Annotated in this window: 26 protein-coding genes, 1 tRNA gene and 1 pseudogene; 18 read left to right on the forward strand and 10 right to left on the reverse strand. The window is 61.4% G+C overall.

The features are described from left to right. Nucleotides 1–285: 285 nt before the first annotated feature. Nucleotides 286–696, forward strand: coding sequence for a peptide-methionine (R)-S-oxide reductase MsrB (gene msrB / locus NW851_RS08130; protein ID WP_414333661.1), 411 nt, complete (start codon nt 286–288; stop codon nt 694–696). Nucleotides 697–745: 49 nt separating this feature from the next. Further along, nucleotides 746–1,537 carry an FTR1 family iron permease gene (locus tag NW851_RS08135; protein ID WP_414333644.1) on the forward strand — a complete coding sequence of 264 codons (792 nt, stop codon included), beginning with the start codon at nt 746–748 and terminating at the stop codon, nt 1,535–1,537. Nucleotides 1,538–1,756: 219 nt separating this feature from the next. Here the strand turns inward: NW851_RS08135 and NW851_RS08140 are convergent, their stop codons facing one another. The 5 genes from NW851_RS08140 to NW851_RS08160 form a co-directional block, all read right to left on the reverse strand. Then, a complete protein-coding gene (locus tag NW851_RS08140; protein ID WP_414333643.1) occupies nt 1,757–1,969 on the reverse strand; it encodes a CP12 domain-containing protein in 213 nt (70 codons plus the stop codon). Between the two features lie 249 nt (nt 1,970–2,218). Further along, a complete protein-coding gene (locus NW851_RS08145; protein WP_414333641.1) occupies nt 2,219–2,899 on the reverse strand; it encodes an energy-coupling factor ABC transporter ATP-binding protein in 681 nt (226 codons plus the stop codon). Between the two features lie 35 nt (nt 2,900–2,934). Next, entirely contained in the window at nt 2,935–3,204 is a 270-nt protein-coding gene (locus NW851_RS08150; protein WP_414333639.1) for a hypothetical protein, read from the reverse strand. 115 nt (nt 3,205–3,319) lie between these two features. After that, on the reverse strand, nt 3,320–3,778 hold the full coding sequence (locus NW851_RS08155) for an MAPEG family protein (RefSeq protein WP_414337694.1): 459 nt from the start codon (nt 3,776–3,778) through the stop codon (nt 3,320–3,322). Between the two features lie 151 nt (nt 3,779–3,929). After that, nucleotides 3,930–4,358 (reverse strand): SHOCT domain-containing protein, encoded by a 429-nt coding sequence (locus tag NW851_RS08160; RefSeq protein ID WP_414336248.1) that lies wholly within the window; start codon nt 4,356–4,358, stop codon nt 3,930–3,932. Between the two features lie 133 nt (nt 4,359–4,491). Between NW851_RS08160 and glmU the strand changes: the two are divergent. From glmU to NW851_RS08190, 6 genes and pseudogenes are all read left to right on the forward strand, one after another. Next, nucleotides 4,492–5,841: pseudogene (glmU, locus tag NW851_RS08165) on the forward strand (bifunctional UDP-N-acetylglucosamine diphosphorylase/glucosamine-1-phosphate N-acetyltransferase GlmU); the annotation flags it as partial. Beyond that, nucleotides 5,824–6,357: a PPC domain-containing DNA-binding protein gene (locus tag NW851_RS08170; RefSeq protein ID WP_414337723.1), complete on the forward strand. Its 534-nt coding sequence runs from the start codon at nt 5,824–5,826 to the stop codon at nt 6,355–6,357. The pseudogene glmU and the gene NW851_RS08170, both read left to right, overlap by 18 nt. A gap of 125 nt (nt 6,358–6,482) precedes the next feature. Beyond that, a complete protein-coding gene (locus tag NW851_RS08175) occupies nt 6,483–6,950 on the forward strand; it encodes a pentapeptide repeat-containing protein (RefSeq protein WP_414333636.1) in 468 nt (155 codons plus the stop codon). A 22-nt stretch (nt 6,951–6,972) separates the two neighbouring features. Beyond that, on the forward strand, nt 6,973–7,248 hold the full coding sequence (locus tag NW851_RS08180; RefSeq protein ID WP_414333634.1) for a lipopolysaccharide assembly protein LapA domain-containing protein: 276 nt from the start codon (nt 6,973–6,975) through the stop codon (nt 7,246–7,248). 164 nt (nt 7,249–7,412) lie between these two features. Beyond that, nucleotides 7,413–8,672, forward strand: coding sequence for a 4-hydroxy-3-methylbut-2-enyl diphosphate reductase (locus NW851_RS08185; protein ID WP_414337725.1), 1,260 nt, complete (start codon nt 7,413–7,415; stop codon nt 8,670–8,672). Between the two features lie 49 nt (nt 8,673–8,721). After that, the gene (locus NW851_RS08190) at nt 8,722–9,684 is read left to right on the forward strand and encodes an AEC family transporter (protein ID WP_414337699.1); all 963 of its coding nucleotides are present in this window, start codon (nt 8,722–8,724) and stop codon (nt 9,682–9,684) included. Here NW851_RS08190 and NW851_RS08195 read toward each other — a convergent pair. After that, the gene (locus tag NW851_RS08195) at nt 9,681–9,875 is read right to left on the reverse strand and encodes a hypothetical protein (protein ID WP_414333628.1); all 195 of its coding nucleotides are present in this window, start codon (nt 9,873–9,875) and stop codon (nt 9,681–9,683) included. The genes NW851_RS08190 and NW851_RS08195 overlap by 4 nt on opposite strands. 241 nt (nt 9,876–10,116) lie before the next feature. Continuing rightward, entirely contained in the window at nt 10,117–11,643 is a 1,527-nt protein-coding gene (locus NW851_RS08200) for a hypothetical protein (RefSeq protein WP_414333626.1), read from the reverse strand. Between the two features lie 93 nt (nt 11,644–11,736). Here NW851_RS08200 and NW851_RS08205 point away from each other — a divergent pair, with 93 nt between their 5' ends. The 3 genes from NW851_RS08205 to NW851_RS08215 all read left to right on the forward strand — a co-directional run bounded on the left by NW851_RS08205 (nt 11,737) and on the right by NW851_RS08215 (nt 14,877). Next, nucleotides 11,737–12,696 (forward strand): YgfZ/GcvT domain-containing protein, encoded by a 960-nt coding sequence (locus NW851_RS08205; RefSeq protein ID WP_414333624.1) that lies wholly within the window; start codon nt 11,737–11,739, stop codon nt 12,694–12,696. A gap of 537 nt (nt 12,697–13,233) precedes the next feature. Continuing rightward, nucleotides 13,234–13,647 (forward strand): PH domain-containing protein, encoded by a 414-nt coding sequence (locus NW851_RS08210; RefSeq protein WP_414333622.1) that lies wholly within the window; start codon nt 13,234–13,236, stop codon nt 13,645–13,647. 18 nt (nt 13,648–13,665) lie between these two features. Next, nucleotides 13,666–14,877: a glycosyltransferase gene (locus NW851_RS08215; RefSeq protein ID WP_414337703.1), complete on the forward strand. Its 1,212-nt coding sequence runs from the start codon at nt 13,666–13,668 to the stop codon at nt 14,875–14,877. On the opposite strand, the gene NW851_RS08220 is transcribed toward NW851_RS08215, so the two are convergent. Next, on the reverse strand, nt 14,871–16,466 hold the full coding sequence (locus NW851_RS08220) for a hypothetical protein (RefSeq protein ID WP_414337705.1): 1,596 nt from the start codon (nt 16,464–16,466) through the stop codon (nt 14,871–14,873). The genes NW851_RS08215 and NW851_RS08220 overlap by 7 nt on opposite strands. Before the next feature lie 166 nt (nt 16,467–16,632). Here NW851_RS08220 and NW851_RS08225 point away from each other — a divergent pair, with 166 nt between their 5' ends. Continuing rightward, nucleotides 16,633–17,049, forward strand: a complete 417-nt coding sequence (locus tag NW851_RS08225) for a hypothetical protein (RefSeq protein ID WP_414333616.1) — start codon at nt 16,633–16,635, stop codon at nt 17,047–17,049. 42 nt (nt 17,050–17,091) lie between these two features. Here NW851_RS08225 and panB read toward each other — a convergent pair whose 3' ends face one another. Next, nucleotides 17,092–17,877 (reverse strand): 3-methyl-2-oxobutanoate hydroxymethyltransferase, encoded by a 786-nt coding sequence (gene panB, locus NW851_RS08230; RefSeq protein ID WP_414333614.1) that lies wholly within the window; start codon nt 17,875–17,877, stop codon nt 17,092–17,094. A 120-nt stretch (nt 17,878–17,997) separates the two neighbouring features. Here panB and NW851_RS08235 point away from each other — a divergent pair. Both NW851_RS08235 and NW851_RS08240 read left to right on the forward strand, forming a co-directional pair. After that, nucleotides 17,998–18,084: transfer RNA gene (locus NW851_RS08235), tRNA-Ser, on the forward strand. A gap of 227 nt (nt 18,085–18,311) precedes the next feature. Further along, complete coding sequence (locus NW851_RS08240) at nt 18,312–19,061, forward strand: phycocyanobilin:ferredoxin oxidoreductase (RefSeq protein WP_414333613.1); 750 nt, start codon at nt 18,312–18,314, stop codon at nt 19,059–19,061. A gap of 31 nt (nt 19,062–19,092) precedes the next feature. Here the strand turns inward: NW851_RS08240 and NW851_RS08245 are convergent, their stop codons facing one another. Further along, a complete protein-coding gene (locus NW851_RS08245) occupies nt 19,093–19,920 on the reverse strand; it encodes a hypothetical protein (protein WP_414337710.1) in 828 nt (275 codons plus the stop codon). A gap of 425 nt (nt 19,921–20,345) precedes the next feature. Here NW851_RS08245 and prmA point away from each other — a divergent pair, with 425 nt between their 5' ends. The 4 genes from prmA to NW851_RS08265 all read left to right on the forward strand — a co-directional run bounded on the left by prmA (nt 20,346) and on the right by NW851_RS08265 (nt 24,909). Next, complete coding sequence (prmA, locus tag NW851_RS08250; protein WP_414337713.1) at nt 20,346–21,281, forward strand: 50S ribosomal protein L11 methyltransferase; 936 nt, start codon at nt 20,346–20,348, stop codon at nt 21,279–21,281. Further along, nucleotides 21,254–22,054 (forward strand): 16S rRNA (uracil(1498)-N(3))-methyltransferase, encoded by an 801-nt coding sequence (locus NW851_RS08255; protein WP_414333607.1) that lies wholly within the window; start codon nt 21,254–21,256, stop codon nt 22,052–22,054. The genes prmA and NW851_RS08255 overlap by 28 nt, the downstream gene beginning before the upstream one ends. A 95-nt stretch (nt 22,055–22,149) precedes the next feature. Then, nucleotides 22,150–23,409 carry a histidine--tRNA ligase gene (gene hisS, locus NW851_RS08260; protein ID WP_414337716.1) on the forward strand — a complete coding sequence of 420 codons (1,260 nt, stop codon included), beginning with the start codon at nt 22,150–22,152 and terminating at the stop codon, nt 23,407–23,409. Nucleotides 23,410–23,415: 6 nt separating this feature from the next. Further along, nucleotides 23,416–24,909 (forward strand): hypothetical protein, encoded by a 1,494-nt coding sequence (locus tag NW851_RS08265; RefSeq protein WP_414333603.1) that lies wholly within the window; start codon nt 23,416–23,418, stop codon nt 24,907–24,909. The last annotated feature ends 95 nt before the right edge of the window (nt 24,910–25,004 follow it).

A 25,004-nucleotide genomic window follows, 5' to 3' on the forward strand; every position in this document is an offset into this window, starting at 1 on the left:
AAGGACTGGACACTCCCCCGGTTGGAAACCGGAGGCTTTACGCGGCTGTTCGTAAAGAAGAAGAGTTAAGATAAAGACAATCTGCTGGCAATCCTCCAACAACAGCCAGCGGACAAAAGCGGACGGATCCCCCTCAGCCAAGTAGAGAACGGGTTGGCGATGGCTCCTTCCGCTGTTTAGACGGTGAGGATGGATGAACCTCTCATGCGACGACGCAAGCTATTGACTTTGACCGTGGCTGGGTTCATCCCAGGATCCCTTAGCTTGGTAGGAGAGCAACGAGCAATGGCTCAACAGACCTATCCCGTCACCAAAACCGATGCCGAATGGCGGCAACTGCTCACCGAAGAGCAGTACTATGTGCTGCGCCAGGAGGGCACGGAGCCTCCTTTCCGCAATGCCTACTACGACAACAAGGCCGCAGGCATTTACGTCTGTGCCGGCTGTGGGCAGGAGCTGTTTTCCTCGGCAGCCAAGTACGACAGTGGCACCGGTTGGCCCAGCTTTTGGGAGCCGATTGCTCCCCATGTGATCGGTACCAAGACGGATTGGAAGTTGTTCGTGCCCCGCACAGAAGTGCACTGCTCTAACTGCGGTGGGCATCTGGGGCATGTGTTTCGGGATGGCCCCCCGCCCACGGGTTTGCGCTACTGCATGAACTCTGCTGCCCTCAAGTTCATTCCGGCCACCACCTAGAAACCCTCTTGGCTCCGGACAGAATTGAGCCGCCTGTCTGGGTGAACTGATGTCCGACTACACCTTCCTGGATGCCGCTTCGATTTTGCTGCGGGAGGGCCTGGAGGCTCTCCTGGTGTTGGTGGCGCTGCTGGCGCTTTTGGGCAAGAGCGGGCAGTCGGCTCAGCAGCGCTGGGTGTGGCTGGGAGGATCCGCAGGCTTGCTGGCAGCGGTGATGCTGGGTCTGCTGGTGAAGCTGTTTTTCCAGCAGTTGCTCACCCACACGCGGCAAGAGGTGCTGGAGGGGATCACTGGGCTGGTGGCGGCAGGCTTGTTGTTTTCGGTCAGCCTTTGGTTGCACCGCCGGGCTGCAGTGGCTTCTTGGCAAACCTTTGTGCAAGAACAAGCGCAGGCGGCACTGGCCACCGGCCAGGTTTTTTCTTTGGCTTCCCTGGCGTTTATGGCGGTGTTTCGAGAGGGGGCGGAAACAGTGTTGTTTTATGTGGGGTTGGCCCCCGCCCTGCCGGCAAAAGAATTTTGGCTGGGGATCGGACTGGGATCCCTGATGTTGGTGGGGGTGGCGATCCTGCTGCTGCAGGTGGGGCTGAGATTGCCGCTGCGAGCTTTTTTCCGGGGCCTCAGTCTGCTGGTTTTCTATTTGGGCTTTAAGTTTCTGGGTAGTGGCCTGCACGCTTTGCAGGTGGCGGACTGGCTGCCGGTCACCCCTCTCATCGGGATCCCAAAGTTGCGCTGGCTGGGCCTGTATCCCACTTGGCAGACGCTGCTCCCCCAACTGGTGCTGCTGGCGCTAGCCTTTGTCTTGTGGGTTCGGGCTCATTCGGCCCAAAAACTTTCTTCGTGAAAAGACGCTCCTGCAAAGGCGGTGGGGATCCCATCGACCTTCTGGAGAGTTCCGATCCTAGCTTCGATGGATGGCAGCCAAAAGTGGCCTTCTAGCTGCGAAGGGCAAAGCCTACCGGCAAGGATCCGGCAGGCTGGTGAATCTGGCTAGGGATCCCCAGCAGCAAGCCCCGTCGATCGCTACGCAATCAACCGAGATCATCTGCAGGGCTCCCAGGAACTAGGTGTCGTAAACCCGGCACTCGACGGCATCTGGGTTTTCGGCGCAGTGCTGCTCCAGGCTGCTGGGAGTTTTGGGCTGGTGGCTGCGGGCTGCCAGCACCTCCTCAACGGCATCCCAAGCGGCACGGCAGTGGGGATCCCCTTCGCCGTACTCAGAGCAGACGTTGCGAGCATTTTCCAGTTCTTTGGCGATGACTTCAGACAGTCCCATGGTCTCAAGGCTCCTTTAGACTAGATGGGGCCGATGGCCCGCTGGATAGCCGATTGACGCAGGTCAGCAGGGATCGGATGTGGCTGAGGATCAACTGGTGGGAACCAGCCAATCCAAGTGGGGAATGAGTCCAGGATAATGACCCTGTGTCAATCGAATTGAACACGTGCATACATTACCTATTCTAGACAGGGGCGCCGGCGAGGTGCAGCCACCCTTTTGCGATCTCTTTGGGATCGCAGGGATCCCTTAGGCGTCAAACAGTTGCCCGATTTGTTGCCGCACCTGCTCTGGGGATCCCTGATAGCGCACCCGTCCTTCGGAGAGGAAAATTACTCCGTCCGCCCATTCCAGTTCCGCCAGCCGATGGGTGACCCAGAGGGCGGTGATGCCCTCTTGATCCACCAGTTGACGGATGCAGCGCAGCAACTCCGCCTGGCTATCGGGATCCAACAGAGCGGTCGGCTCGTCCAAAAGCAGCACTTCGCTGCGTCGGGCCAAGGCCCCCGCCACCGCCACCCGTTGCTTCTGTCCGCCGCTGAGGCCGTGGATGGGCCGGCGGATCAGGTGCTTGAGTCCCACCTGTTCCAAGGCTGTTTCCACCCGCCGGTGAATTTCCGCCCAAGCCAGAGCCTCTGCCCCCAAGCCAAAGGCCACATCGGCCCCCACTGTGGGCATGAACAGTTGGTGATCCGGGTTTTGAAACACATAGCCCAGCCGACCACAAATTTCCAGGTGACCTGAAAGAGGCTGGGGATGGGTCAGGGATCCGGACAACAGTTGTAACAGGGTGGACTTGCCGCTGCCATTGGGCCCCAACAGCATCCACAACTGGCCCTTGGGAATGGCAAAACTGCACCCCTGCAAGACCGGCGGACGTTCCGGCCAGGCAAAGGTCAAGCTCTCCACCCGAATGGCCACCTCAGACATGGGGATCCCTGGCGGTAGAGAGAAAAGAGCCGTCCTCAGCCTTGCAACTGGGCCAAAAAACCGGGACGGGCTCCCATGGGGCTGGCGCCACCCGACTTAGAGGTCATTTGCACACCACACAGCTCGCCGGTGAGCAGGAACACCTTTTTGCCGGTGCGGTCGCAGGTCAGCTCCAAGCTCTGAGGGGAGCCGTTCTGCAAAGCATTGACTATGCTTTGGTAGGCCCGGTTGGCCGCTTCCTCCTCTTTTTGGTGGACAACGATGGGGGCAGGGTTCCCTTTCAGAAGCAATTCCAGAGTATACATGGCTGACCGTTGCGTAGTGGGCCGTGGATAGGGGACGCCATCCTTTTCCAGTATTGCAGGTTGAGTCAGGGTACCGGCAGGATCAAAAAATGACGGGGGAACTTCCCTCGCCAGCTTAGGCCAAGCTCCCGCCGAGAAAAGGCAGCAGGCTGATCAGCAACAGGCCCAAGGTGGCCAGGGATCCGGCCAAAAAGGAGAGGGATCGCCCGATGGGGATGTCAGCGATGTAGAAGAAGTTGTAGAGCAGCCGTGCCAGCAGAAACACCCCACACAGCACAGCTACCCCTTCGTCGCCGCTGAGGCCAAAAGACCAGGGATCCGGGTGAGGGCCGGTGATGTAGGCGATCAACGCCGCTGAGGCAAACATCCCAAAAGTCTCAAACCCGTTGGCATGGGCCCAGGTGGCCCGCTGGCCGTAGGGGGGTAGCCTATCGAACATAGCCCGAGGCGCATGCAGGTCGTAGCCGACGCGGGCCCGCGCATAGCCCACCACCCCCATGGGCAAGTAGACCAAGAGCATGGCTGCCGCGATGGAGAAGAGGGGAACGGCTGCGAGAGGAAGACTTGGCAACATACAGACAGGCAGGAGAGTAGAGCAGAATGGACAAGGGAGAGGAAAAAGCCCGGCTTGGGTGGGGGTTATTGCTGAGAAAAACGACACCGAAACGATTATTGATCGGGCTGGCTGTCCAAGCAAAAGCCTGATCCAGGGATTAATGCTCGACTTAGGAGATCTTGCGGATTTGTCGGCGGCGCTCCTCGTACTCGGCGCGGGTGATCAAGCCTTGCTGCAACTGACTTTGCAACTGCTGCTCGGGATCCCGGACTTCCCGATCTTGCGCACTGGTCCAGTCCAGCTCGATGAGATCCCGGTTGAAGCGAAAATCGAAGTCCTCATTGGTCATGGTGAGCAACCATAGCCCTTCCAGCAGGCAGAGCGCTCGTAGCCCATAGCTGAGGATCTGCAGGGGAATAGAGGGAACCAACACCATCAGCCCCACCAGCAAGTACACCCAGCCCCAGCGCTTGTGGCCCATGTAAAAACGCTGCAGCCCTGGGATCAGCACCCCCAGCACTGCCAGCCAGCCGGCTGCCTCGCGAACCAAGCGCTGACGTTTTTGAAGAGGGGTATCGGAGCCCTCGCTCTCGGCCATACCCTGCCCCACCTACACGTGCCACCAGGCTAGCGCAGTTTCCCAGGGCTTGGCAGAGGGGGAGGGAACACCAGCTCCAGGTTGGGCAAGCAACTGCCGCGTATACTTGATGGGGGCAGATCGGAGGGCAAAGATGGCAGAGCGGGAGCTGGCGGTGGCGATCCTGGCAGCGGGCAAGGGCACCCGCATGCGGTCGCAATTGCCCAAGGTGCTGCACAAGCTGGGATCCCTGTCTTTGATCGAGCGGCTGCTGCGCACGGTGCTGACCTTAAAGCCCCAGCGCTGTTTGGTGATCGTGGGTTACGGGCAGGAGCAGGTGCGACAGACCCTGCGGGAGTACCCGGTCGAATTTGTGGAGCAGGCCCAGCAACTGGGCACCGGACACGCGGTGCAGCAGCTTCTACCCGTCCTGGACGATTTTCAGGGGGATCTGCTGGTGGTCAACGGGGATGTGCCTCTGTTGCGGGTGGAAACCCTGCAGGCGCTGGTGGAACGCCACCGCCAAGTCCAGCCGGATGTGACCTTGCTCTCGGCTCAGGTGGTGGATCCCTATGGCTATGGGCGGGTGTTTTGCGATGCTCAACAGCGGATCCTGGAGTTGGTGGAAGAGCGGGACTGCACCCCGGCCCAACGGCAAAATCGCCGCATCAACAGCGGCGTCTACTGTTTCCATTGGCCGGCCCTGGCCCGGGTGCTGCCGAGTTTGGAGCGGAACAACGCCCAGCAGGAGTACTACTTAACCGATGCCGTCAAGCGGGTGAGCAAAGCCATCGCCCTGGATGTTGCCGACCCGCAAGAAATTGTGGGCATCAACGACCGCCGCCAACTGGCCCAGGCCCACCAGATTTTGCAGGATCGCCTCAAGGAAGCTTGGATGGAAGCCGGGGTCACCTTTGTGGATCCCGAGAGCAGCAGCCTGGAAGAGACGGTGGAATTGGCCCCCGATGTGGTGATCGAAGCCCAAACCCACCTGCGCGGGAGGTGCCGCATCGGGCCGCGCACCCGCCTGGGGCCGGGCAGTTGGATCGAGTCCAGCACCATCGGCTCCGATTGCCACATTCTCTACTCGGTGGTCAGCCACAGCCAGATTGGGGATCGCGTCTGGGTAGGCCCCTACGCCCATGTGCGTCCCCACAGCCAGATTGGCGACGGCTGCCGCATCGGCAACTTTGTGGAAGTCAAAAACACCCAGATCGGATCCCACACCAACGCCGCCCACCTGGCCTACCTGGGTGACGCCAAGCTGGGATCCCAGGTCAACATCGGCGCCGGCACGATCATCGCCAACTACGACGGCCAGCAGAAGCACTTCACAGAAATCGGCGATCGCAGCAAGACCGGCGCCAACTCGGTGCTGGTGGCCCCCCTCAAGGTGGGATCCGATGTCACCATTGCCGCCGGCTCCACCATTCCTGCCCGCTACCCTGTGCCTGACGACTGCCTGGTGATTGCCCGTGCCTACCCGGTGGTCAAGCCCGGCTGGCGACCGGGGAGCGCTGCTGCTGAGCGCCAACAGCCTCTACCCACGGGATCCCTCAAGATCTACCCCCTACGCCTGCTGCCCGGCCAAGACCTCAAGCAGGAGCTGGAGCGCTTTGCCCGCCAACAACCTTTGCAGGCAGCCTTTGTCCTCAGCGCCGTCGGCAGCCTCAGCCAAGCCACCTTGCGCCTGGCTGACCAAACAGAGGATCACCTCTTGTCGGAATGCCTGGAGATCCTGTCCCTGAGCGGATCCCTGTGCCCGGACGGCGTCCATCTCCATCTGGCTGTTGCCGATGCCCAAGGCCGAACTTGGGGAGGGCACCTGCGCCCCGGCTGCCTCATCTACACCACCGCCGAGATTGTCCTCGCCGACAGCCTGGACTACCGCTTCTCCCGTCAGCCGGATCCGGCCACCGGCTACTTGGAGCTGCACATCCAAAGGGTGGCAGAAGCAACCCCGCCCTCTCCCCAGAGGGCAGATGAGACAACGGCGGGGATCCCTTCTTGCCCGCCGTGAGCCGCGAGCGGCTGTAGATAGACGGTATAATGGCCAACATCTAGCATTGAGTCATCAGCACCTCGTTTGGCAATCAAGGGTTGCTGAATAAACTCGGCGATTGGGGGTACCCGGCCATGCCCCGAATGACCACTGCAGATGAGCTGCTGGCAAACTATGCCGCCGGCGAGCGCAACTTTCAAGAATCCAACCTGGTGGGCGTGGATCTGGTACGCGCCACCCTGCAGGGGGTGAATCTGAGAGGGGCCAACCTTTCCTTTGGCAAGCTGAGCGGGGTTAACTTGCAGGAGGCGGATCTGCGTGGAGCCGATCTCAGCTCCGCCAACCTGATGGGGGCCAACCTGCGCGGTGCCAACCTTTGGGAAGCCAACCTCATTGGCGCCGATCTCAGCTTTGCCGATTTGCGGGAAGCCAACTTGCACGGGGCCTACCTGTGGGAAGCCAAGTTAACCCGTGCGCAACTGCAGGGATCCGACCTGAGCGGGGCAAAAATAGGCGGAGCGGTGCTGACCGGTGCCGACCTAAGCGGCGCCATCCTGCCCGATGGCACAGTGCGGCCCTGGCCTGCTCCGTCGGCCAGCAAGGCAGAATAGAACTGTTGCGACGGGATCCCTCATGTTGCTGCTGTTCCACTTGGTCTTGACGGTGCTGCTGGCTTTGGGAGTGGCAGTCCTGGCCGGACAAAACCCCACTCCCCTGACCGTCCATTTTTTAATGTGGCGCTCGGTGGAGCTGCCGCTGGGATTGCTCATCGCCGCGGCCATCGGCCTGGGACTGTTGACGGCGGGGCTGGGCTCTCTTCTTTGGCCGGGGCGCAGTTTTTCTCTGACTGCCCGCCAGCTCCAGGAACGGCTGCAGCAACTGGAAAGGCAGGATCAGCCGCCTGCCTAGAGCGCCATCTTTCGGGAGTTGCCCTGGCCTTTGGGGTTTGAGTCCGGGATCCTGTCCGATTTGGGTAGGTTATCCGGCTGCCGGGTTGGCGCACGCCTTTAAGATAGGGCGTAAGCTGAGAAAGGATCCTTATGGCACCAGCGGCGCAAGCACGAGTAACCACCATGCCTCATTCTCAAGCTTCTTCTCCGAACACCTTCCCCGAAGATCCCCGCGCCCTGCGCAAGGCTCTGCGCAGCTCCAGCACCTACTTTGCCAAGGGGTTTGAGGAGCACAAAGACCAGGCCCAACGGGAGCTGCAAACCACCTACAAAAGCCCTCTGGTGGAGCAGATCCGCGCCCAGTCTTACCGCTATCGGCAGGGGGATATCACCATCCATCTGGCCAAGGCGTTTGGCTTCTGCTGGGGGGTGGAGCGGGCGGTGGAATATGCCTACGAGGCGCGGCGCCGCTTTCCGGATCGCCAGATCTGGATCACCAACGAGATCATCCACAACCCTCTGGTCAACCGCCACCTGCAGGAGATGGGGATCCGCTTTGTGGAAAAAGGCCCCGACGGCAACAAGGACTTTTCCCAGATCCGGCCCGAGGACGTGGTGATCTGGCCTGCCTTTGGGGCCAGCGTATCGGAGATGGCGTTTTTCCGGTCGCAGGGCAATGAGATCGTCGATACCACCTGCCCCTGGGTGTCCCGCGTCTGGAACCAGGTGGACAAGCACCGCGCCGCCCAATTCACCTCTGTCATCCACGGCAAGTACAACCACGAAGAAACCGTGGCCACCAGCTCCTTTGCCCAAAAATATCTGGTGGTGCTGAACCTGGAAGAAGCGCAATGGGTCGCCCGCTACATTTTGCAAGGCGGAGATGCGGCAGAATTTCGGCGGCGCTTCGGCAAGGCCACCTCTCCCGGCTTCGATCCGGATCGGGATCTGGAGCGGATTGGCATCGCCAACCAAACCACGATGCTGGAAGGGGAAACCCGCGCCATTGCCAAGCTGTTTGAGACCACCATGCTGCGCAAATATGGCCCCCAGGAGCTGGACAACCACTTCATGAGCTTCAACACCATCTGCAACGCCACCCAAGAACGGCAGGACGCCATGTTCGAGCTGCTGGAGCGGCCCTTGGACGTGGTGGTGGTGATCGGCGGGTTCAATTCCTCCAATACCACCCACCTGCAGGAAATTGCCCTGGCCAAGGGGCTGCCCTCTTTCCATATCGATGGCCCCGACTGCATCCAACCCCCCAACCGCATCCGCCACAAGCCCCTCCACCAAGACCCAATTGTTACCGAGGGTTGGTTACCCGATGGGCCGGTGCAGATCGGCATCACGTCTGGCGCCTCTACCCCAGACCGGGTTGTGGAAGCGGTGATTCTGCGCATCTTTGCCCTACGTGAAGAACCCCAGCGGATCCCTAGCTAACTGGGTGATGACGGGATCCCTTTCCTCTTCCCCCTAGAGCCACTTTGGCGTGCTCACCACCCTTTTTCAGGTTTATCTCCCCCTGCTGGGCTGGACGCTGCTGGGGTTTGTCCTCCAGAAAAGGCTGCCCACCAGCTGGAAGCGTTGGCTGGATCCCCACGTTCTGGGCCGGTTCATGTTCTGGGTGGGGGTGCCCCTGGGCACAATTGGATTTATCCAGAAGGCGGATCTCTCCGGCCAGATCTGGGTGGCCCCTTTGGTCTGCTGGCTGGCAACCGGGCTGGGGTTTGCCCTGGCCAACGCCTGGCTAAGATGGCAACACCATGCCTGGCAGGGAAAGAACGAGCGGGATCCCTGGCTTTGGAGCAGAGCACGGCGAGGAAGTTTTTATCTGGCGGCCACCTTAGGGAATAGCGGCTATTTGGGTTACCCCATCTGTCTGGCGGTGGCCGGGAGCGCCTACTTCGGCTGGGCTTTGTTCTACGATTTGTTGGGTACGCTCTTTACGGCCTATGGGCTGGGGGTGTGGGTGGCCAGCCGCCACAGTCCCTCTCGCCCTCGTCCCCGGCAAACAGCGATCCGACTGCTGAGCAGCCCCACCCTTTGGGCCTTCTTTGTCGGCTTGGCCTTGGCTCGCCAACCCCTGCCGGGGTGGCTCTCTCAAGGCTTGGTTGCCTTTGCCTGGAGCACGATTCCCCTGGGTCTGATCATCTTGGGAATGCGGCTGGCTCAAGTGAAGCGCTGGGGATCCTTTTTCCCTGCCGCAGTGGCCCTCTCGATCAAAATCCTGCTCGTGCCTCTTTTGGTAGGGATCGGCCTCGCCTTTACCCCTTATCCATCCTTGGCCAAGCTGGTGCTGACCCTGCAGGCGGGCATGCCCCCCGCTATCGCCACCCTGGTGCTTACGGAAGAATACAATCTGGATCGGGAGCTCACCGTAGCCGCCTTGGCCGTGGGCTACTTGGCGGCTCTGTTCACCTTGCCCCTTTGGCTGTGGTTATGGGGATTCTAGTAGGCCAAGTGAGAGAGGGTCTGCTCCAGGTAGCGATGCACCAGACGATCCAGCTCCGCCTCCTGGCTGGGCAGCTCCCGCCCCTGCAGCCATCCTCGAAACCCTGAGCTTTCCACAATGGCCTGCCGCAACGGCTTCCAGACGGCTTGCTCGCGCAGGGCTGCATCGGGTCTGAGAGTAGAACTGGTCATGAGAGGAAAGAGAAGAGGGTGAACAGGAGTGATTCACCTTCAGAATAGCTTGGATCCCGGTTGGCTTTGGCTACCTAGGATACAAATCTCCCCTCTCCCTCTGGGAGAGGGGCCGGGGGTGAGGGTCATCCCTCTGGGAGAGGGGCCGGGGGTGTTCGCGCTAGCGGCGCGGAGCGCTTGGGTCATCCCTCTGGGAGAGGGGCTGGGGGTGAGGGCAAAGAGCCCACAAGCCCAGGGATCCCTAAACAAACAATTGGCTGCGCTGTTCGACCCGCAAAGTTGGCCCCAAGGCATTGAGCAGCGAGACGCCGTAGCTACGGGTAATGATGCGGCTATCCAAAATGGCCACCCATCGGGTCGGCGAGCTGGAGTCTTGGCCCGCATGCAGGTTTTGCCGCAGGGGCGCGACGGCCCGTTGCAACTGGGCAGCGGCCACCGGCAAAAGGTACTGACGGAACCAGTCCTGCTGAGTGCGTTGCAGATGGTGCACCCGTCCGGCCACCCTGGGATCTTCCACAGAGGGAAAAGGCAAGGTGACGATGGCCAGCAGCTCCGGGCAGGGCAGGCTGGCCTTGTGGTGCAGCCAGTGGAGCCAGTCGCAGACCAAGATCCCTCTTTCTCCCGGAGATAGGCTGTTCACCCGCACCCGCGAGCCGAATTCGGCGGCCAAAGCCGCACCCACCTGTGCCTGCAGGGGCCGATCCGATACCAACACCGCCACAAAGCCTTGCGTCTGAGGGATCAGCTTTTTCAGCTCTTGCAGCAGGTGATCTCGAAATAGAGGGTTGTTGGGCAAAGGCAGGCGCGGCAAGTAGAGGCAAAGCTCCGCCTCGCCGGAACGTGACCAACTTTCGCCTGAGGCAAATCGCAACGGCGTCAGATCCGGCAAGCCCAACCGTTGCCGATAGGTTGCTGCCTGACGATCCAGATCCAGCGCTTCCCCAATAATGACCACCGGCTGTGTGGCCCAAATGGGTGCCAGCCGATCGTGCAGAGCTGTCGGGCTGTGGTGAAGGGTGAGGCGACCGGTTTCTCGGTCGGTTTCCGCCCACCAGATCCAACTGGAAACAGGATCCCTGAGCCGCCGGCGGATCTGATCCCAAGGATCCGGCAACCAGCCGGGGTAGCCCACCAGCAAAGACAGCGCAGCATCCAGGTGAACCTGTTCATCCGCATGCAGCAGGCAGCGGCAAAGCGGTCGCCGCAAAAGCCGCAGAGCCAAATTGACCTGCGCCTGAGAAAGCTGCTCAGCTTCGGCGGGGAAGATCTGCCGGAGCTGCTGCCAGTGGCTGGCTTCCAGGGTCACCGTCAGCGCTTGGTAGGCCCAATCTTCCAAGTCTTCGGCTCCATCGAGGATCAGAGGGATCCCCGTTGGCACTTCCGAGGTATCTTTTCTCAGGCGAGCCTGCAGCCAATCCAGGGGATCCACCAACAGCAGCCCCCGAAAATCGGGCTCCGGCCAGCGGTCTTTTTGCAGGACGGGCTTGTGCAACTGCAGGGTCTGTTGTAGCCAGGGGATCTCTTCCCCCAAGATTTGCGCCTGCACGGGCGCCGGAGCGCAGAGCAACGTGGCATCCGGCCACATCAGAGCCGGCAGCAGATAACTGAGGCGGTGCTGGCCCCCAGCAGGCACCTGAATCAAGGTGCTGCGACCCAACCGCAGCCCCCGCGCCACCATGCGGGCCATCGTCAACTGATGGGGCCACACAGCTTCGGGAGACTGCCGCAAAAGCTGCCGCAACTGTTGGTGAACCTCAACTTCGATCACAATCAGTACACCGGGGGTCTGCCACAGACGATAGGGTGAACTAGCCTATTCTAGGGTAGGAAAGAAAGCCAAATCCTATCTTTGGGGTGAGCGATGTCTGTCACACGGACGGGATCCCTGCTGTTGGATCGCTCTGACTGGGGCCGCCTGCGCCTGCAAGGATCCCCGGGCTTGGATTATTTGCACAGCCAGAGCACGCAAGATCTGAAAGCCCTTAAGCCCGGCCAAGGGGCGGATACGGTTTTCGTGACCTCCACCGCCGGCATTCTGGATTTGGCAACGGTGTACGTGGAAGAAGCAGACTGCTGGATCTGGACTTCACCCCAGCGGCGCAGCCTGCTGATGCAGAATTTGGGGCGTCTGTTGCCCTTTGTGCGGGGGGCAAAGTTGGAAGATGAGACCGACCAGACCTTTGGCTTTGGGTTAATCGGCCCGCAGAGCCAGGCCCTCTTGGAGCAGGTGGTGGGCCCAGAAGGGATCCCAACCAGACCTTATGAGCACCGCCGCGTGGAGATCCAAGGGATCCCTGTCCATCTGGCTTGTGGCACGGGCCTTGCCCAGCCGGGATTTACCCTCTGGGGGGCTAGCGAACACAAAGCTGCCCTTGCCGAGCGCCTGCTCCAAGCCGGAGCGGAGCTGGCCCCACCTGAACTTTGGGAAGTCCTGCGCCTGGAGGCCGGTCGCCCCGCCGCCGACCGAGAACTCACCCCCGACTACAACCCCTTGGAAGCTGGTCTGTGGCACGCCATTTCCCTCTCCAAAGGGTGCTACATCGGCCAGGAAGTCTTGGCCAAGCAAGTGACCTACAAACGCATCCGCCAAACTCTGTGGGGGATCCGCGTCCAAGGAGAAGTCCTGCCCGGCACAGCGATTTTGCGGCAGGGGGAAAAGATTGGGCTGCTGACCAGTGCCGGCCCCGCTGCAGCGGGATCCCTGGGATTGGGATATGTGCGCACCAAGTTCGAGCCTGCCGAAGGCTTGCCAGTGGAAGTAGGCCCTGTGCCAGGGATCCTCACCCGCCTGCCCTTTCTGAGCTTTCCGCCTGTTGTTTAACCTTCGAGGAGTTCAGCGGGGAGCTCCAAGTCCCGCGCTCTGCCCAAACGGTGAACGTCGAGATACCTGGACTCTGGCATTCCCCCTGGCACGCTAGGCCAACAAAGGGGTTGAGCCAGACTACATAGTCATTCAAATAGCAATGAAACCTTTCTCTACGTCGTTACTGCCGCGCAACGCTGTCGCGAACGCGCAGCTCCCCTCTCCCTCTGGGAGAGGGGCTGGGGGTGAGGGGCCGTTGGTTTACCAACTGCGGGGCTACCCAAAGCCCGCACTCATGCTGACGCCTAGAGTGCGGGTAGTTTACTTGCTTCCCCTGCTCGCCAACCCGGCGGGCGGCGGCTCGAATGGTGGGATTGGGCGGGTTGGGAAGTGCCCCGGGACAGCTAAGGGAAACTCCATCGTTGGCAATGGCCGGAAAAGCCCAACAGGGACGTGGGAAAGCCGGCGCCGTACCGCTTGCAGTCGGTGACGGGAGAATGTCACGATTGTTTTTAGGATCGTTCGGGTTGACGCGGGGCAGCAAGTGAGCTGGACATGGCTATAAAAGAAGAGGTTTTTTTTGAGGGTGGCCCTCACAGTGGCGATTTGGTGTTGAACTCCTTCATCGGGGCCACGCTGGTCGGCCTGCCTTTGTTTGTGGGAGCACTGGTGCGCAAGCTCTGGGTACACTACCGGATTACCAGTCGCCGCATCACGGTGATCGGCGGCTGGGGCGGCAAGGAGCGCTCTGACGTGATCTACAGCGAGATCGCCAAGGTGGTCATCGTGCCACGGGGCTTGGGCGTCTGGGGAGATATGGTGCTCACCCTCAAGGATGGCAGCCGCTTGGAGATGCGGGCCCTGCCTCGCTTCCGCGAAATTTACAACTATATCAACGAGCGGATCGACGAAAAAGCCAAGCAGGTGAGCGGCCCGATTGGCCAAAAACGCCGTCTTGTCAAGTCCTGACCGTGCCTATCCCTTCCCGTGGCCGTCGTCCCCACTCTCCCAAGCCGGGATCCTGCCTGGCCTGAGCGCCTGGCGCTGGTGCACGAGTACCTGATCTGGCCAGGAGGATCGGAAAAGGTTTTGCAGGAGCTGCTGACCTTTGCTCCGCAGGCACCTCTGTACGTCAGCCTTTTTTCGGCTCACACTTTGCCGCCGACTTGGCAGAAGCTGTCGATTCACACTTCTTTTCTGCAGGGCTGGGCCAGGTGGCTGGGGGTGCTGCGCCGCAACTACCATGGTCGCCTCAAGTATCTGCTGCCCTGGATGCCCTTGGCCTACGAGAGCTTCGATTTCTCCGCCTATGACTGTGTGATCTCCAGCAGCCATGCCTTTGCCAAAGGGATCCTGACAGGGGCCTCAACGCTGCACCTGAGCTACATCCACAGCCCCACCCGCTATCTCTGGGAAAACCGGGAACTCTACCTGGAACGGGCGGGGATGCGGGCCCTACGTCCTACTTATGCGATCAGCCAATGGCTTTTGCACCGCTTGCGCCAGTGGGATTTTGTGGCGGCCCAACGGCCAGATCTGTTGATCGCCAACTCGCAGCACATCCGCCGCCGCATCGCCAAGCTCTACCGCCGCGAGGCGGTCGTTATCTATCCGCCGGTGCCGCTGCAGGGGTTCGAGCCGGTGGCGGATCCCAGAGCCGACTACGACCTGGTGGCGGGGCGGTTGGTGCCCTACAAACGGGTGGATCTGGCCATTGCGGCCTGTGAACGGCTGGGCCGCCGCCTGCTGATCGTGGGGGAAGGGCCGGAGCTGCCGCGACTTCAGCAACTGGCAGGGCCACGAGTCGAGTTTTTACCCCACCAGCCCCAAGACCGTCTGCAGGAGCTGCTGGCCCACTGCCGGGTGCTGCTGTTCCCGTGGGAGGAAGATTTTGGCCTGGTGCCGGTGGAGGCACAAGCCTGTGGCCGCCCCGTGGTCGCTCTCGACCGAGGCGGCACCCGCGAGACCGTCGTCCACGGCCAAACTGGGATCCTCGTTCCCGAGGCTAGCGTGGAAGCGTTGGTGGAAGGGCTGCGCCAGGCAGATCGTCGGGAATGGGATCCGCAACAGATTCGCGCCCACGCCCTGCAATTTGCCCCGCAGCGATTCCATGCCCAACTGGGATCCCTGCTGCGCTGGGCCTGGCCCCGTTTTCAGGCGGGAGAGCCGCTGCATCCCCGAGAATGGAGCGCTCAGTAGAGCCGCCGCTGCACAAAAGCCGGCAACTCGATGCGGCTGCGACTACCCCCTTCTCCCCCGGCCCGTGCAGAGGCCAAGGCGGAGCGTCTTAGGAGCTTTTCCGCCCGATCCTGCCGTTCCTCGAGGGTCAGAGTCGGGATCCCGCCGGCGGGCGTTCTCCCAGTTGTGGGGCGGACGGTGGTTGGGGAGGGAGCAGGCTGCTCAGGCGCCCGTTCCTGGTCGGGCCAGCGGTGCGCAGCACCAACCGGACGGCCAGACCTGGCCTCGACAGCCGCAGGTTGAGAGGGAGCCGACTGCCGCAGGGCGGCCAGTTGCTCCTCCAGCTCCTGGTTACGCTGCAGCAATAGGGCCACCTCTTTTTCCTGAGTTTGCGCGTAGGCGTGGGCCTGCACACACTCGGTTTTCAAAGCCATCACCTGCTGCTGCAACTTCTCGATCTGTTTTTGGCTGACCAGATGGTGGGCCTCGGCCAGTTCCCGCCCTCGCCGGAGTTCCTCCAGGGTTTCTCGGGTGGGTCGCTGGTCCAGCTCTTGCATAAGCTGATCCCGCTCGGCCCGCAGGGCGTCGAGCTCACGGGTGAGAGCCCGCACCTGCTCTTCTAGGGTTAGGATCCGCTGGGCCTGCAGAGGCTCTACCTCGCCGCTGGGATCCACCGGGGCTGCTGCCGAGGGTGGCTCTTGGCGCAAGGCCTGGAGTTCTGCTTCCAGCCTGGCAATTTGCTGGGCCTGCTCCGCCTGCCGCTGCTGGCTCTGCTGTAACTCTTCCAGGAGAGTGGCCCGCTCCGCTTTGGCAAAAGAGGCTTGTTGGCGCAGGTGCTCCAGCTCCGCTTGCAGGCGCGCCCACTGCTCCGGGGTAGGGCGTTCCTCCAACTGGCAAATCTGCTGCCGGGCCGTGGCCAGCTCGGCCTCGAGGTGGGCTTTTTCGCCCTCCAGATGGGTTTGCAGACGTTGCCACTCCGCTTCGGCCTGGCGGTGGGCAGCTTCCAGCTCCGTCCGCAGGGTTTCCAATTCCTGGGCAGAAGGCCGACCGGCCAGCTCCTGGATTTGCGCCTGCAACTGCGCCTTTTCCTCTTCCAGCTCTTGTACACGGAGCTGCAATTGGGCTTGTAAAAGCTGCACCTGCGGCAACTTGACGGCGTATTCCGCCAATTGGCCGGCCTGCTGTTTCAGCTCTAGGAGCTCCTGCTGCAGTTGGTAAAAGCGGGCCGGATCGACGCGCCGCTGCAATTCTGTCTTGAGGGTTTCGATTTCCGTCTGGCTGGTTTGCAACTGCTGCTGCAGAATGTGGTAGTGCTCCAGCGTTGGACGGCGCTCCATTTCCCACAGGAGATTCTGCAGTTCTTCGATGTGCTGTTGCTGCAGTTGAAAAGCCTCTAGGGTAGGACGTTGTGCCAGCCGCTCTCGCTCTTCTTGACACGCCTGCAAAGCTTGATCCCGCTCTTGAATCTGGGCCTGCGCTTCCAGCAGTTGACGTTCCAAGCGATGGGTACACTCAATCTGCTGCAACGACAGCGCCTCCGATTCTGCCAGGGATCGCTCCAGGCTGCGCACCCGCGCCCGCAAAGCCTTTAGCTCCTCTTCCCCTTCCATGACCACTGCTCGACAGGTTATGGGCCTTACTGTAGCAGATGGCCTGGGCGAAAATCCAGCTTGGCACTATATGTGGCGTAAATTTTTAGCTTTTTCCAAAACTGACGCTAAGCCTGTTGCCGCCGCTTCTATACTGGGGAGATGAGTTTTCGGGCTGAACTTTGTGATGAAGCTGGGATCCAAACCTTGGCTACTGCTGCTGGGTTTGCTGGGGACAACCCTGGCTAGTTGCGGTGCCGACGCGATCACCGCCAACACTCCTCTGCCACCTCTAATTACCAGCAGCGACATTCCGTCTGTAGTCAGCCGGGGCGGTTTTTTGGAGCTGGGGGTTTCCGTGTCGGTGCCGGGTCGGATCCCGGCGGAGCTGGCGTTTCAGGTGTCCTGGTCGGGGATCGAGGTTCAGACGCTATCGGCAGCCCAAGTCAATTGTGTGTCTGGAGAGGTGTCCTGTACAACCCGCTTCCGCATTCGCCCCCCCCTGAGCTTGACGCCCGGCTCCTACCTGCTCAGTTTGCGGGTCTTCGACCGGTTGGGGCAAAGTGCTGTGGTGAGCGGGACGGTGCTGGTGAGGGATCCCTGACAGAGGCTGCCAGCGGCCGCCCCAAGTTTGCAGGGGATCTCTTCAGGGGGGGGGAAACGCTTTGTTGTGGACATCCTCGGCGAACGCTTCCACTGCTTCTTGGATCGCCTGCCTCAAGTTGGCATAAGCCTTGGCAAAAGGTGGGATCCGCTCGCTCAGCCCCAGCAGGTCGTGGGTGACCAGAATCTGGCCGTCGCAGGCTGGCCCGGCCCCAATACCCAGGGTCGGGATCCCCACCTGGGCCGAGATTTGGGCAGCCAATTCCGCCGGCATGTGTTCCAGAACCAGGGCAAAGGCTCCGGCTTGCTCCAGGCTGAGGGCTTCCTGCCGCAGGCGCTCGGCCTCTGGAGTAGTTTTGCCCTGCTGGCGATAGCCCCCCAGTTGATGTTTGGCCTGCGGGGTGAGGCCGATATGGCCCAAAACTGGGATCCCTCGCTGTACGAGAAAGGCCACCGTTTCCACCATGTCGGGGTAGCCCCCCTCCAGCTTGACCCCGTTTACCCCTGCCTCCTTCATCAGCCGCCCTGCCGAGAGGAGAGCTTGTTCTTTGTGGACTTGATAGGTCAAAAAGGGCAAGTCGGCCACCAAAAAGGCCCGTTCCACCCCGCGACGCACCGCCTGGGCGTGGTGGATCATCTGTTCCAGGGTCAGGGGCAGAGTGCTGGTATACCCCAAGTTGGTCATGGCCAGGCTGTCGCCCACCAAGATCAAGTCGATGCCGGCCTGATCCAAAATCCGAGCCGTGGCGTAGTCGGCAGCCGTAAGGGCCACCAAGGGTTGGCCCGCCTGTTTGGCCTGGCGAAAGTGGTGAATGGATAGAGCAACCATATCCTCATGATCTCATCTGGGCTCCGCCGGTGCGGAGCACTTTCCCATCAACTGCATCCTGCGGGGGATTTGAGCAGGATATCCGGTTTGCCGCTAAGATGGTAAAGCCCTATGCAGACTGGAAGGGTGACAGAGTGGTTGATTGTGACGCTCTCGAAAAGCGTTGTGACTGCAAGGTCACCGTGGGTTCGAATCCCACCCCTTCCGTCTTCGAGCAATCCAATGGCGCTCAACGCTGCCAACGCCTGGTAGGGTCAGCACCCGGCCCTCTCAACCTCCGCCAAAGCCCCCGGCAGCCCTGGACTGGCTGGGATCCCTTGCTTTGTTAAGTCCCACCTCAGCTTACTGAAACCTGGGTTTCAGGAAGGCACCTTTGGGGATTGGCCCGGCGGGGCTTCCGAGGACTTGTCGCTTAACCGGTCTTCTTGGCTCCCATGTTCACCGCCCCTGCTCTGCAAACCCAACTGCACCCCCTTATCCGGCGTCTCTGCGAGGCGATCCTAGAGATCTGGGGATCCCACCTCACCTTGGCTCCCTATGCCCTGCCGGAGGATCTGGGCTATGTGGAGGGCCGCCTAGAGGGGGAGAAATTGCAGATCGAAAACCGCTGCTACCAAGGGGATCCCTTTCGCAAGCTGCACCTGGAGCTGGCCCAGGCCGGGCAAAGCCTGGATATTCTCCACTGCGTCATGTTTCCGCAGCCGCAGTACCCGCTGCCGCTGTTTGGCTGTGATATTGTGGCCGGCCGCGGCCAGGTGAGCGCCGCCATCGTCGATCTCTCGCCGGTCACCCCCACTTTGCCGGATCCCTATGTCCAAGAGCTGGAAGCTTTGGGAGCTCATCTCGCCCCTTTCCAAAACCGGCGCCAGTTGCCGCCGTGGGGGACGATTTTTTCCCCTTACTGTCTGTTTATCCGGCCCGGCGATGAGGCGGAAGCCGACCGCTTTTTGGATTTCGCCTGCCGTTATCTGGAAATCCACTGCCGGCTGGCGCAACAGCTCCCCCCGCAGACGGATCCCGCACAGATCCTGGCCCACTACCAAGGGCAGCAGCGCTACTGCAGCCAGCAACAGCAAAACGACCGCACCCGCCGCGTTCTAGAAAAAGCTTTTGGCCCCGCCTGGGCCGAGCGCTACATGAGCACCGTCCTTTTTGACTTGCCCCCCAGTCCTATGCCCATCTAGTGCCGTTCGCGCTACTCGAACGGAGTCCTTTCTAGACGGGATCCCCTTGCAGCCGCTGCCGGATGCTCAACGCCAATTTTTGCCCTAGGAACTCTGGCATGGTTGGAGTTGCATCCGGCCCCAGCAAGTAGAAAATGAAGCGCGCCCGTTTGCGGCGGAGCATCAGATTGAGGTTAACCACAGTCAAGTCCTCCTGCGCTAGAGCGGTCATCACCCGGTAAAACACGCCCGGCTGGTTGTCCACATCCACCAACAGCGTGGGCAGATGAAACACTGGGTCAAAATAAAAAGAAACCTGGGTGTCTTTCAAGCCGGCCTTGAGATCAAACTCCAGCGCCAAAGTTTCATGAACGGGAAACACCCCTGCCAAGCACTCGTGAATAGCCCGTTCTAGGTTGAGCTTGGTTTGGGCAGAAAGGCTGTGGCCATCGCGGGAGACGGTGACGCGGATAAACACCAAGTGCGGTGAGTAGATCTGCCCGTAAAGGTGAATGCCATGCACCGCAAGATTGAAAGCGGTGAGCACCCCAAACAGGTCGCTGAGCAGAGAAGGTCGGTTGCGATAGGCCAGACAAACCACCGTCTTGCCGCGCTCGTCCTGCATCTGTACCACGGCCTTGCGGGTTTGGTAGAGGGCATAGGCCAAGCGCAGATTTTGGGCCTGCACCTCGCTGCTGACAAACTGGCTATAAAAAGGCGGAAAGCTCTGGTTGAAGCGCTGCATGAGAGCCGTTCGCGTCAGCGGGACGGAGTCCTTGTGAGTGCTGACTTTGAGCGGCTGGGGATCCTCATGGGCAGCCCTTTCCCCTCTGGCAAGAGGAGCCACCTTCGGCTGCTGCGCTGACTGCTCGGTTGACATCGGCCTTGCCACCTGCATTGCTCCTTCTCCATCGTTCCTCAACACGCCCTAACCCAACCCCATCTATCCGTAAAATCACTGGGGCTCGAAGTGAACGTCAACGCTGTACCCAATTCTTGTTCAATACTTTTTGATTTAATCTATCTCATAAGGCTGAGCTGGACATCCAAGGAACCGCTGAGGGCCATCCCCCAATTGGGGGGAGTTCATCCCTGCGTCGCTGCTGAGCCAACAGCGTGCGCCTTCAAATCCCAGATTAACCAGGAACAATGGGGCAGGCTCTTAAAGCCTAAACGATGAATTGAGGGGAGGGCTCCAATTTCTGATGTAGAGTGCTGTATTAAGTGCTAGCCTGCTGGCGACTTGGATCACTATTCTGTTAGCCAACATTTCGGTTTTCCTTAGGTTTGTTGAAGGGATCCCTAGTGAGCACGACCGTTGCCAACCTCAGCCCGCTCTCGCCTGCCCAAGGGCCGGATCCGGCTGGGGCCTGGTGGGATCTCAACATCATTGCTGCCCCTGCCCAGGAGGATCAGATCTTTTGGCGGCTGGAGAGCTTTGGCTGTCAGGGCATGGCCAGCCAGGCCTACGGCGAAGATCGAATCAGCATTCACGCCTATTTGCCCTGGTTCCGCGCCACGCTTCTGGATTTGGCGGCTCTGGCGCTGCGCCTGCGGCAAGACGCCCTTGTTGCCGGCCAGCCCCTTCCCAAACTGCGCTGGGAACGCATAGAGGCAGAGGATTGGAGCAACAGTTGGAAGCAGCACTGGCAGCCTGAACCGGTCGGGGACAAGCTGCTCATCTGTCCGGCCTGGCTGGATCCACCCCCCCACCCCGGTCGTCTCTTGCTGCGGCTGGATCCGGGCATGGCCTTTGGCACGGGCACGCACCCCACCACCCAGCTCTGTCTGGAGTCTTTGGAGATGCGCCTGGAGAGCGGGGATCCCCTGGCGGTGACGGTGGCCGATGTAGGCTGTGGCTCGGGCATTTTGTCGGTGGCGGCGGCTCTTTTGGGGGCAAAGCGGGTGTTTGCGGTAGACATCGACCCGCTGGCGGTGCAGGCCACGCTCCAGAACCGGGATCTCAACGGCCTGACGGATCGCATTGTGGTGGCTCAAGGCAGCCTGGAGCATATTCCCGAGGTGGTGGACGGGCTGGTGTGCAACATCTTGACGGACGTGATCTTGGATATGATCCCGGAGTTTGGCCTGGTGGTGAAAAAGGGGGGATGGCTGATCCTCAGCGGTATCCTCATCGAGCAGGCCAAGTTGGTGGCGGAGATGTTGGAGGCCAATGAATGGGTGGTGGCAGCCCTCTGGCGACGGGGGGAGTGGTGCTGTCTGAACGCACGCACGACCTGAGTTCCCTGCCCCGCCTGGCCATCGACCCGGCGCAGCGGGATCCCGCTGGTGGGCTGCATTTGACCGGCCCGCAGCGGCACTACCTACAGCGGGTGCGCCGCCTCAAGCCGGGGGATCCGTTCTTGGTGTTGGATGGCTCCGGCAAGCTGTGGCTGGCCCATTGGCAGCCGCAGGGATCCCAAATTGCGGGCGAGGTGGAGACGCTGCCGCGGGAGTTGCCCGTTTACCTGCATCTGGGCTTGGCGGTGGTCAAGGGGCCGGGGTTTGATGAGGTGTTTCGCCAGGTCACCGAGCTGGGGGCAGCACGCATTACTCCTCTGCTGACGGAGCGCACCGTGGTGGAGCCGGGATCTGGCCGGCGGGAACGCTGGCAGAAAATTGTGCAGGAGGCCGCCGAACAATGTGAGCGGCTGCGCTGGCCCCAGGTTGATCCCCCGACCCCTTGGACAAGTTGGCTGGCCGAGCTCAGGGCCGACTGGTGGGGTATAGCCGTCGCTCGAGAGAACGTCCCCCTGCTGGTGCAAGCCCTGCCGAAGCTGGGGATGCCGCAGAAGGAGCTCGTCCTGGCTATGGCCATCGGCCCAGAGGGGGGCTGGACAGTTGCCGAACGTCGGCAGGCCGAGGAACATGGGGGAGTACCGGTCTCTCTCGGCCCCACCATTTTGCGGGCCACCACCGCCGCTGTTGTTGCCGCCAGCCAAATTGCTACCCCCTACCTGGGCTGGGATCTGCTTCCGCTCCTCGAACGGCATCCTCGCTCTGGGCGAGCTTAGCCTGTCTTGTTAGCAGTGCGGAGCGCTGTCGTCGATAATTGATGGATGGATAACAACAATCGCCATTGGCGCGGCTCCAAAAAGGGAGAGCAGGCATGGAGATGATCCAGGCGGTGCGGGGCACCCGCGATATCCTGCCGCCGGAGGTGAGGCTGTGGCAGCGCGTGGAGGCCAGCGCCCGCGAGATCTTGGGGCGGGCCAACTACCAGGAGATCCGCACCCCGATTCTGGAGCTGACGGAACTCTTTGCCCGTAGCATTGGCAGCGCCACCGACGTGGTGGGCAAGGAGATGTTTTCCTTTAGCACCCGCGGCGAGCAGGAGGTGAGCCTGCGCCCCGAAAACACCGCCGGCGTGGTGCGGGCCTACATCCAACACGGGTTGCAGATGGCGGGCGATGTGCAGCGCCTCTGGTACTGTGGGCCCATGTTTCGCTACGAGCGTCCCCAGGCGGGGCGGCAGCGTCAGTTCCACCAGTTGGGGGTGGAGCTGCTGGGCAGCCGCGATCCCCGCGCCGATGCTGAGGTCATCGCCTTGGCCTGGGATCTGCTGCGGGCGGTGGGGGCGGAGAACCTCACCTTGCGGCTCAACTCCCTTGGGGATCCGCAGGATCGGCGGGCCTACCGCCAAGCCTTGGTGGACTACCTCACCCCCCTGAAGGAGGAGCTGGATCCCGACTCGCAGGAGCGCCTTGGCCGCAACCCGCTGCGCATCCTGGATAGCAAGGATCTCCGCACCCGTGCCATTGCCGAGAGGGCCCCCAAGCTGCCGGATTACCTCAGCGCCGACTCGCGGGCCTTCTTTGAGCAAGTGCAGGCCCATCTCCAAGCCCTAGACATCCCCTTTGAGCTGGATCCCTACCTGGTGCGCGGCTTGGACTACTACACCCACACCGCCTTTGAGATCATCTCGCCGGAGCTGGGATCCCAGAGCACCGTCTGCGGGGGCGGTCGCTACGACGGCCTGGTGGAAGAGCTGGGCGGCCCTCCCACCCCGGCGGTGGGCTGGGCCATTGGCCTGGAGCGGCTGGTGTTGCTGTTGCAAAAGAAGCAGCCAGAGGGGGTGGTAAGGCCGCTGGACATCTACGTGATCTCCCGCGGAGCCAAAGCCGAGGCTCAATCCCTTCAAATTGCCCAAGCCCTGCGCCAGGCCGGTTTTTGCACCGAGCTGGATCTCAGCGGCAGCGCCTTCAGCAAGCAGTTCAAACGGGCCAGCCGCGGCGGCGCCACTTGGGCTGTTGTGCTGGGAGATGCAGAAGCTGGGGCCGGAGAAGTGCAGCTCAAGCACTTGCCCACGGGGCAGCAGCAAACCCTCTTGCAAGCTGACCTGGTGAAGTATTTGGCGTCCCAGAGGTGATGAGCGATGTTGAGTTTTTGGGTGCGGCGCAACGGCCAAGAAGAGTGGCAGCCGGTACCAGCCGAGGGGGCCGTTCTAGAAGAGGACACCTACACCATCGTTGCCCGTTCCCCCCAGCCCCACTTCACCATTACGGTGGAAGTCCGACAGAATCCAGGATCCACTGCTGCCACTCCTGCGCAAATCCAAACCCGTTCAGTGCGCACCAACGAGGAAGGGATCGGCATCATTTTGCCGGCCACCCACCTCACCCCTGGCTTTTGGGAATTGCACTGTCGCGATGCCGATTTGATCGCCGAGCTGTTCGGTGAGACAGAGCTGAACAACTGCCTGCGTTTCCAGGTTGTGCCCGTCTCGGCTCAGCCGGAACCCGCAGCACCTTTGGCGGCCCAGCCAACGGGGCCCGAACCCTCTGCCCAGACCAAAGCGGCTGCCGTCCCACCAGAGCTGTTTTCCCTGATGCACAGCGAATTGGAGGGATCCCCCGATGAGGTGCTGGTGTTGACGGGGCGGATCGGCTGCAGCGGCGAGCTACGGGTACGGGTTTGGCAAGAAGGGGGAGAGAACCCAATTTTCCAAGGGCAACGGCTGATCCAATTTCCGGCAGAAGCTCGGACGGCGGTGTTCAGCATCCCCATCACTCTGCCGAGCCACGCTTGGCTCCAGCCTTTGCAGGGAGAACTGCGCCTCACCCCTTCCTCGTGGGGGGATCCCAACCGGCAACCCTTGACCATTCCTTTTTCCATCCGCTGCCGAAGCCAAGGTGGAGAGCTGCCTGCCTCCTCTTCGGGGATCCCACAGTTGCGGGAAGCCTCCCCCCAAGCTGCAAGCAGCAGTCCCGCCCCGACGCCAACCTTGCTGTCTCCGGAACGCACCCTGCAAAAGTTGTTGCGCATCTGGCAGCACAGCGCCCCAGAAGAAGACTCCACCCTGCGACGGGAGCGCGAGACCCCCTCTCCCGAGGACGATCCCCTGCAATCTGCTCAACCTCTGTCTGTTCGCGACCCTTGGACGGAGTCCCCAGCGGAGACGGCAGAGTTGCCTCCCTCACCTGCCCAAGCTGAGCCACCCTGCCTAGAGTCCGTCCTGCCAACGCAGGCACGGGCTGGGATCCCGGAGGGCTCTGGTCGCGTAAGCGGAACGGAGTCCTCAAACTCGCTTTGTCCCACTCCTCAACTGGTGGTGCCGGAGCAACTCCGAGCCGGAGACAACTTCGATGTGGTGTTGCGCTTGCCCCCCATGGCCGACCCTGCCGGATCGCCCCATCAAGCTCCTTTTTGGATCAAGTTTTGGGTGAAGCATGGCCGCACCCGCTCTTTGGTGGATGGGCCCCGTTGGTTGCTGGACTTCTCCCGCGACGACCAAGGGCAGTGGCAAGCCCTCACCCGCCTGACGATCCCTCCTGGCGTCCCCGAGCTGATCTTCGAGGCTTGGGCCGTCAGCCCGGATCGCCAGCAGCAGAGCGACCGCGTGACGGAGCGCCGCTCCATCTTGCCCTAGGTCGGGGTGATCTTGTGGCTTAACGTAAGGTGCGGAATTCCCCACCGTCTATACGGTGGGGATGGATAGCACCCTCTGACTGATTCTGGATGTAT

Source organism: Synechococcus sp. H55.7, assembly GCF_047462395.1.
In the GTDB taxonomy this organism is placed as follows: Bacteria; Cyanobacteriota; Cyanobacteriia; order Thermostichales; family Thermostichaceae; genus Thermostichus.

Excerpts from the sequence above, each read along its gene's own strand:
- msrB (WP_414333661.1), top strand. The coding sequence starts at position 286 with ATGGCTCAACAGACCTATCCCGTCACCAAAACCGATGCCGAATGGCGG.
- NW851_RS08135 (WP_414333644.1), top strand. The coding sequence starts at position 746 with ATGTCCGACTACACCTTCCTGGATGCCGCTTCGATTTTGCTGCGGGAG.
- NW851_RS08140 (WP_414333643.1), bottom strand. The coding sequence starts at position 1,969 with ATGGGACTGTCTGAAGTCATCGCCAAAGAACTGGAAAATGCTCGCAAC.
- NW851_RS08145 (WP_414333641.1), bottom strand. The coding sequence starts at position 2,899 with ATGTCTGAGGTGGCCATTCGGGTGGAGAGCTTGACCTTTGCCTGGCCG.
- NW851_RS08150 (WP_414333639.1), bottom strand. The coding sequence starts at position 3,204 with ATGTATACTCTGGAATTGCTTCTGAAAGGGAACCCTGCCCCCATCGTT.
- NW851_RS08155 (WP_414337694.1), bottom strand. The coding sequence starts at position 3,778 with ATGTTGCCAAGTCTTCCTCTCGCAGCCGTTCCCCTCTTCTCCATCGCG.
- NW851_RS08160 (WP_414336248.1), bottom strand. The coding sequence starts at position 4,358 with ATGGCCGAGAGCGAGGGCTCCGATACCCCTCTTCAAAAACGTCAGCGC.
- NW851_RS08175 (WP_414333636.1), top strand. The coding sequence starts at position 6,483 with ATGACCACTGCAGATGAGCTGCTGGCAAACTATGCCGCCGGCGAGCGC.
- NW851_RS08180 (WP_414333634.1), top strand. The coding sequence starts at position 6,973 with ATGTTGCTGCTGTTCCACTTGGTCTTGACGGTGCTGCTGGCTTTGGGA.
- NW851_RS08185 (WP_414337725.1), top strand. The coding sequence starts at position 7,413 with ATGCCTCATTCTCAAGCTTCTTCTCCGAACACCTTCCCCGAAGATCCC.
- NW851_RS08195 (WP_414333628.1), bottom strand. The coding sequence starts at position 9,875 with ATGACCAGTTCTACTCTCAGACCCGATGCAGCCCTGCGCGAGCAAGCC.
- NW851_RS08205 (WP_414333624.1), top strand. The coding sequence starts at position 11,737 with ATGTCTGTCACACGGACGGGATCCCTGCTGTTGGATCGCTCTGACTGG.
- NW851_RS08210 (WP_414333622.1), top strand. The coding sequence starts at position 13,234 with ATGGCTATAAAAGAAGAGGTTTTTTTTGAGGGTGGCCCTCACAGTGGC.
- NW851_RS08220 (WP_414337705.1), bottom strand. The coding sequence starts at position 16,466 with ATGGAAGGGGAAGAGGAGCTAAAGGCTTTGCGGGCGCGGGTGCGCAGC.
- NW851_RS08225 (WP_414333616.1), top strand. The coding sequence starts at position 16,633 with ATGAAGCTGGGATCCAAACCTTGGCTACTGCTGCTGGGTTTGCTGGGG.
- panB (WP_414333614.1), bottom strand. The coding sequence starts at position 17,877 with ATGGTTGCTCTATCCATTCACCACTTTCGCCAGGCCAAACAGGCGGGC.
- NW851_RS08240 (WP_414333613.1), top strand. The coding sequence starts at position 18,312 with ATGTTCACCGCCCCTGCTCTGCAAACCCAACTGCACCCCCTTATCCGG.
- NW851_RS08245 (WP_414337710.1), bottom strand. The coding sequence starts at position 19,920 with ATGTCAACCGAGCAGTCAGCGCAGCAGCCGAAGGTGGCTCCTCTTGCC.
- hisS (WP_414337716.1), top strand. The coding sequence starts at position 22,150 with ATGGAGATGATCCAGGCGGTGCGGGGCACCCGCGATATCCTGCCGCCG.
- NW851_RS08265 (WP_414333603.1), top strand. The coding sequence starts at position 23,416 with ATGTTGAGTTTTTGGGTGCGGCGCAACGGCCAAGAAGAGTGGCAGCCG.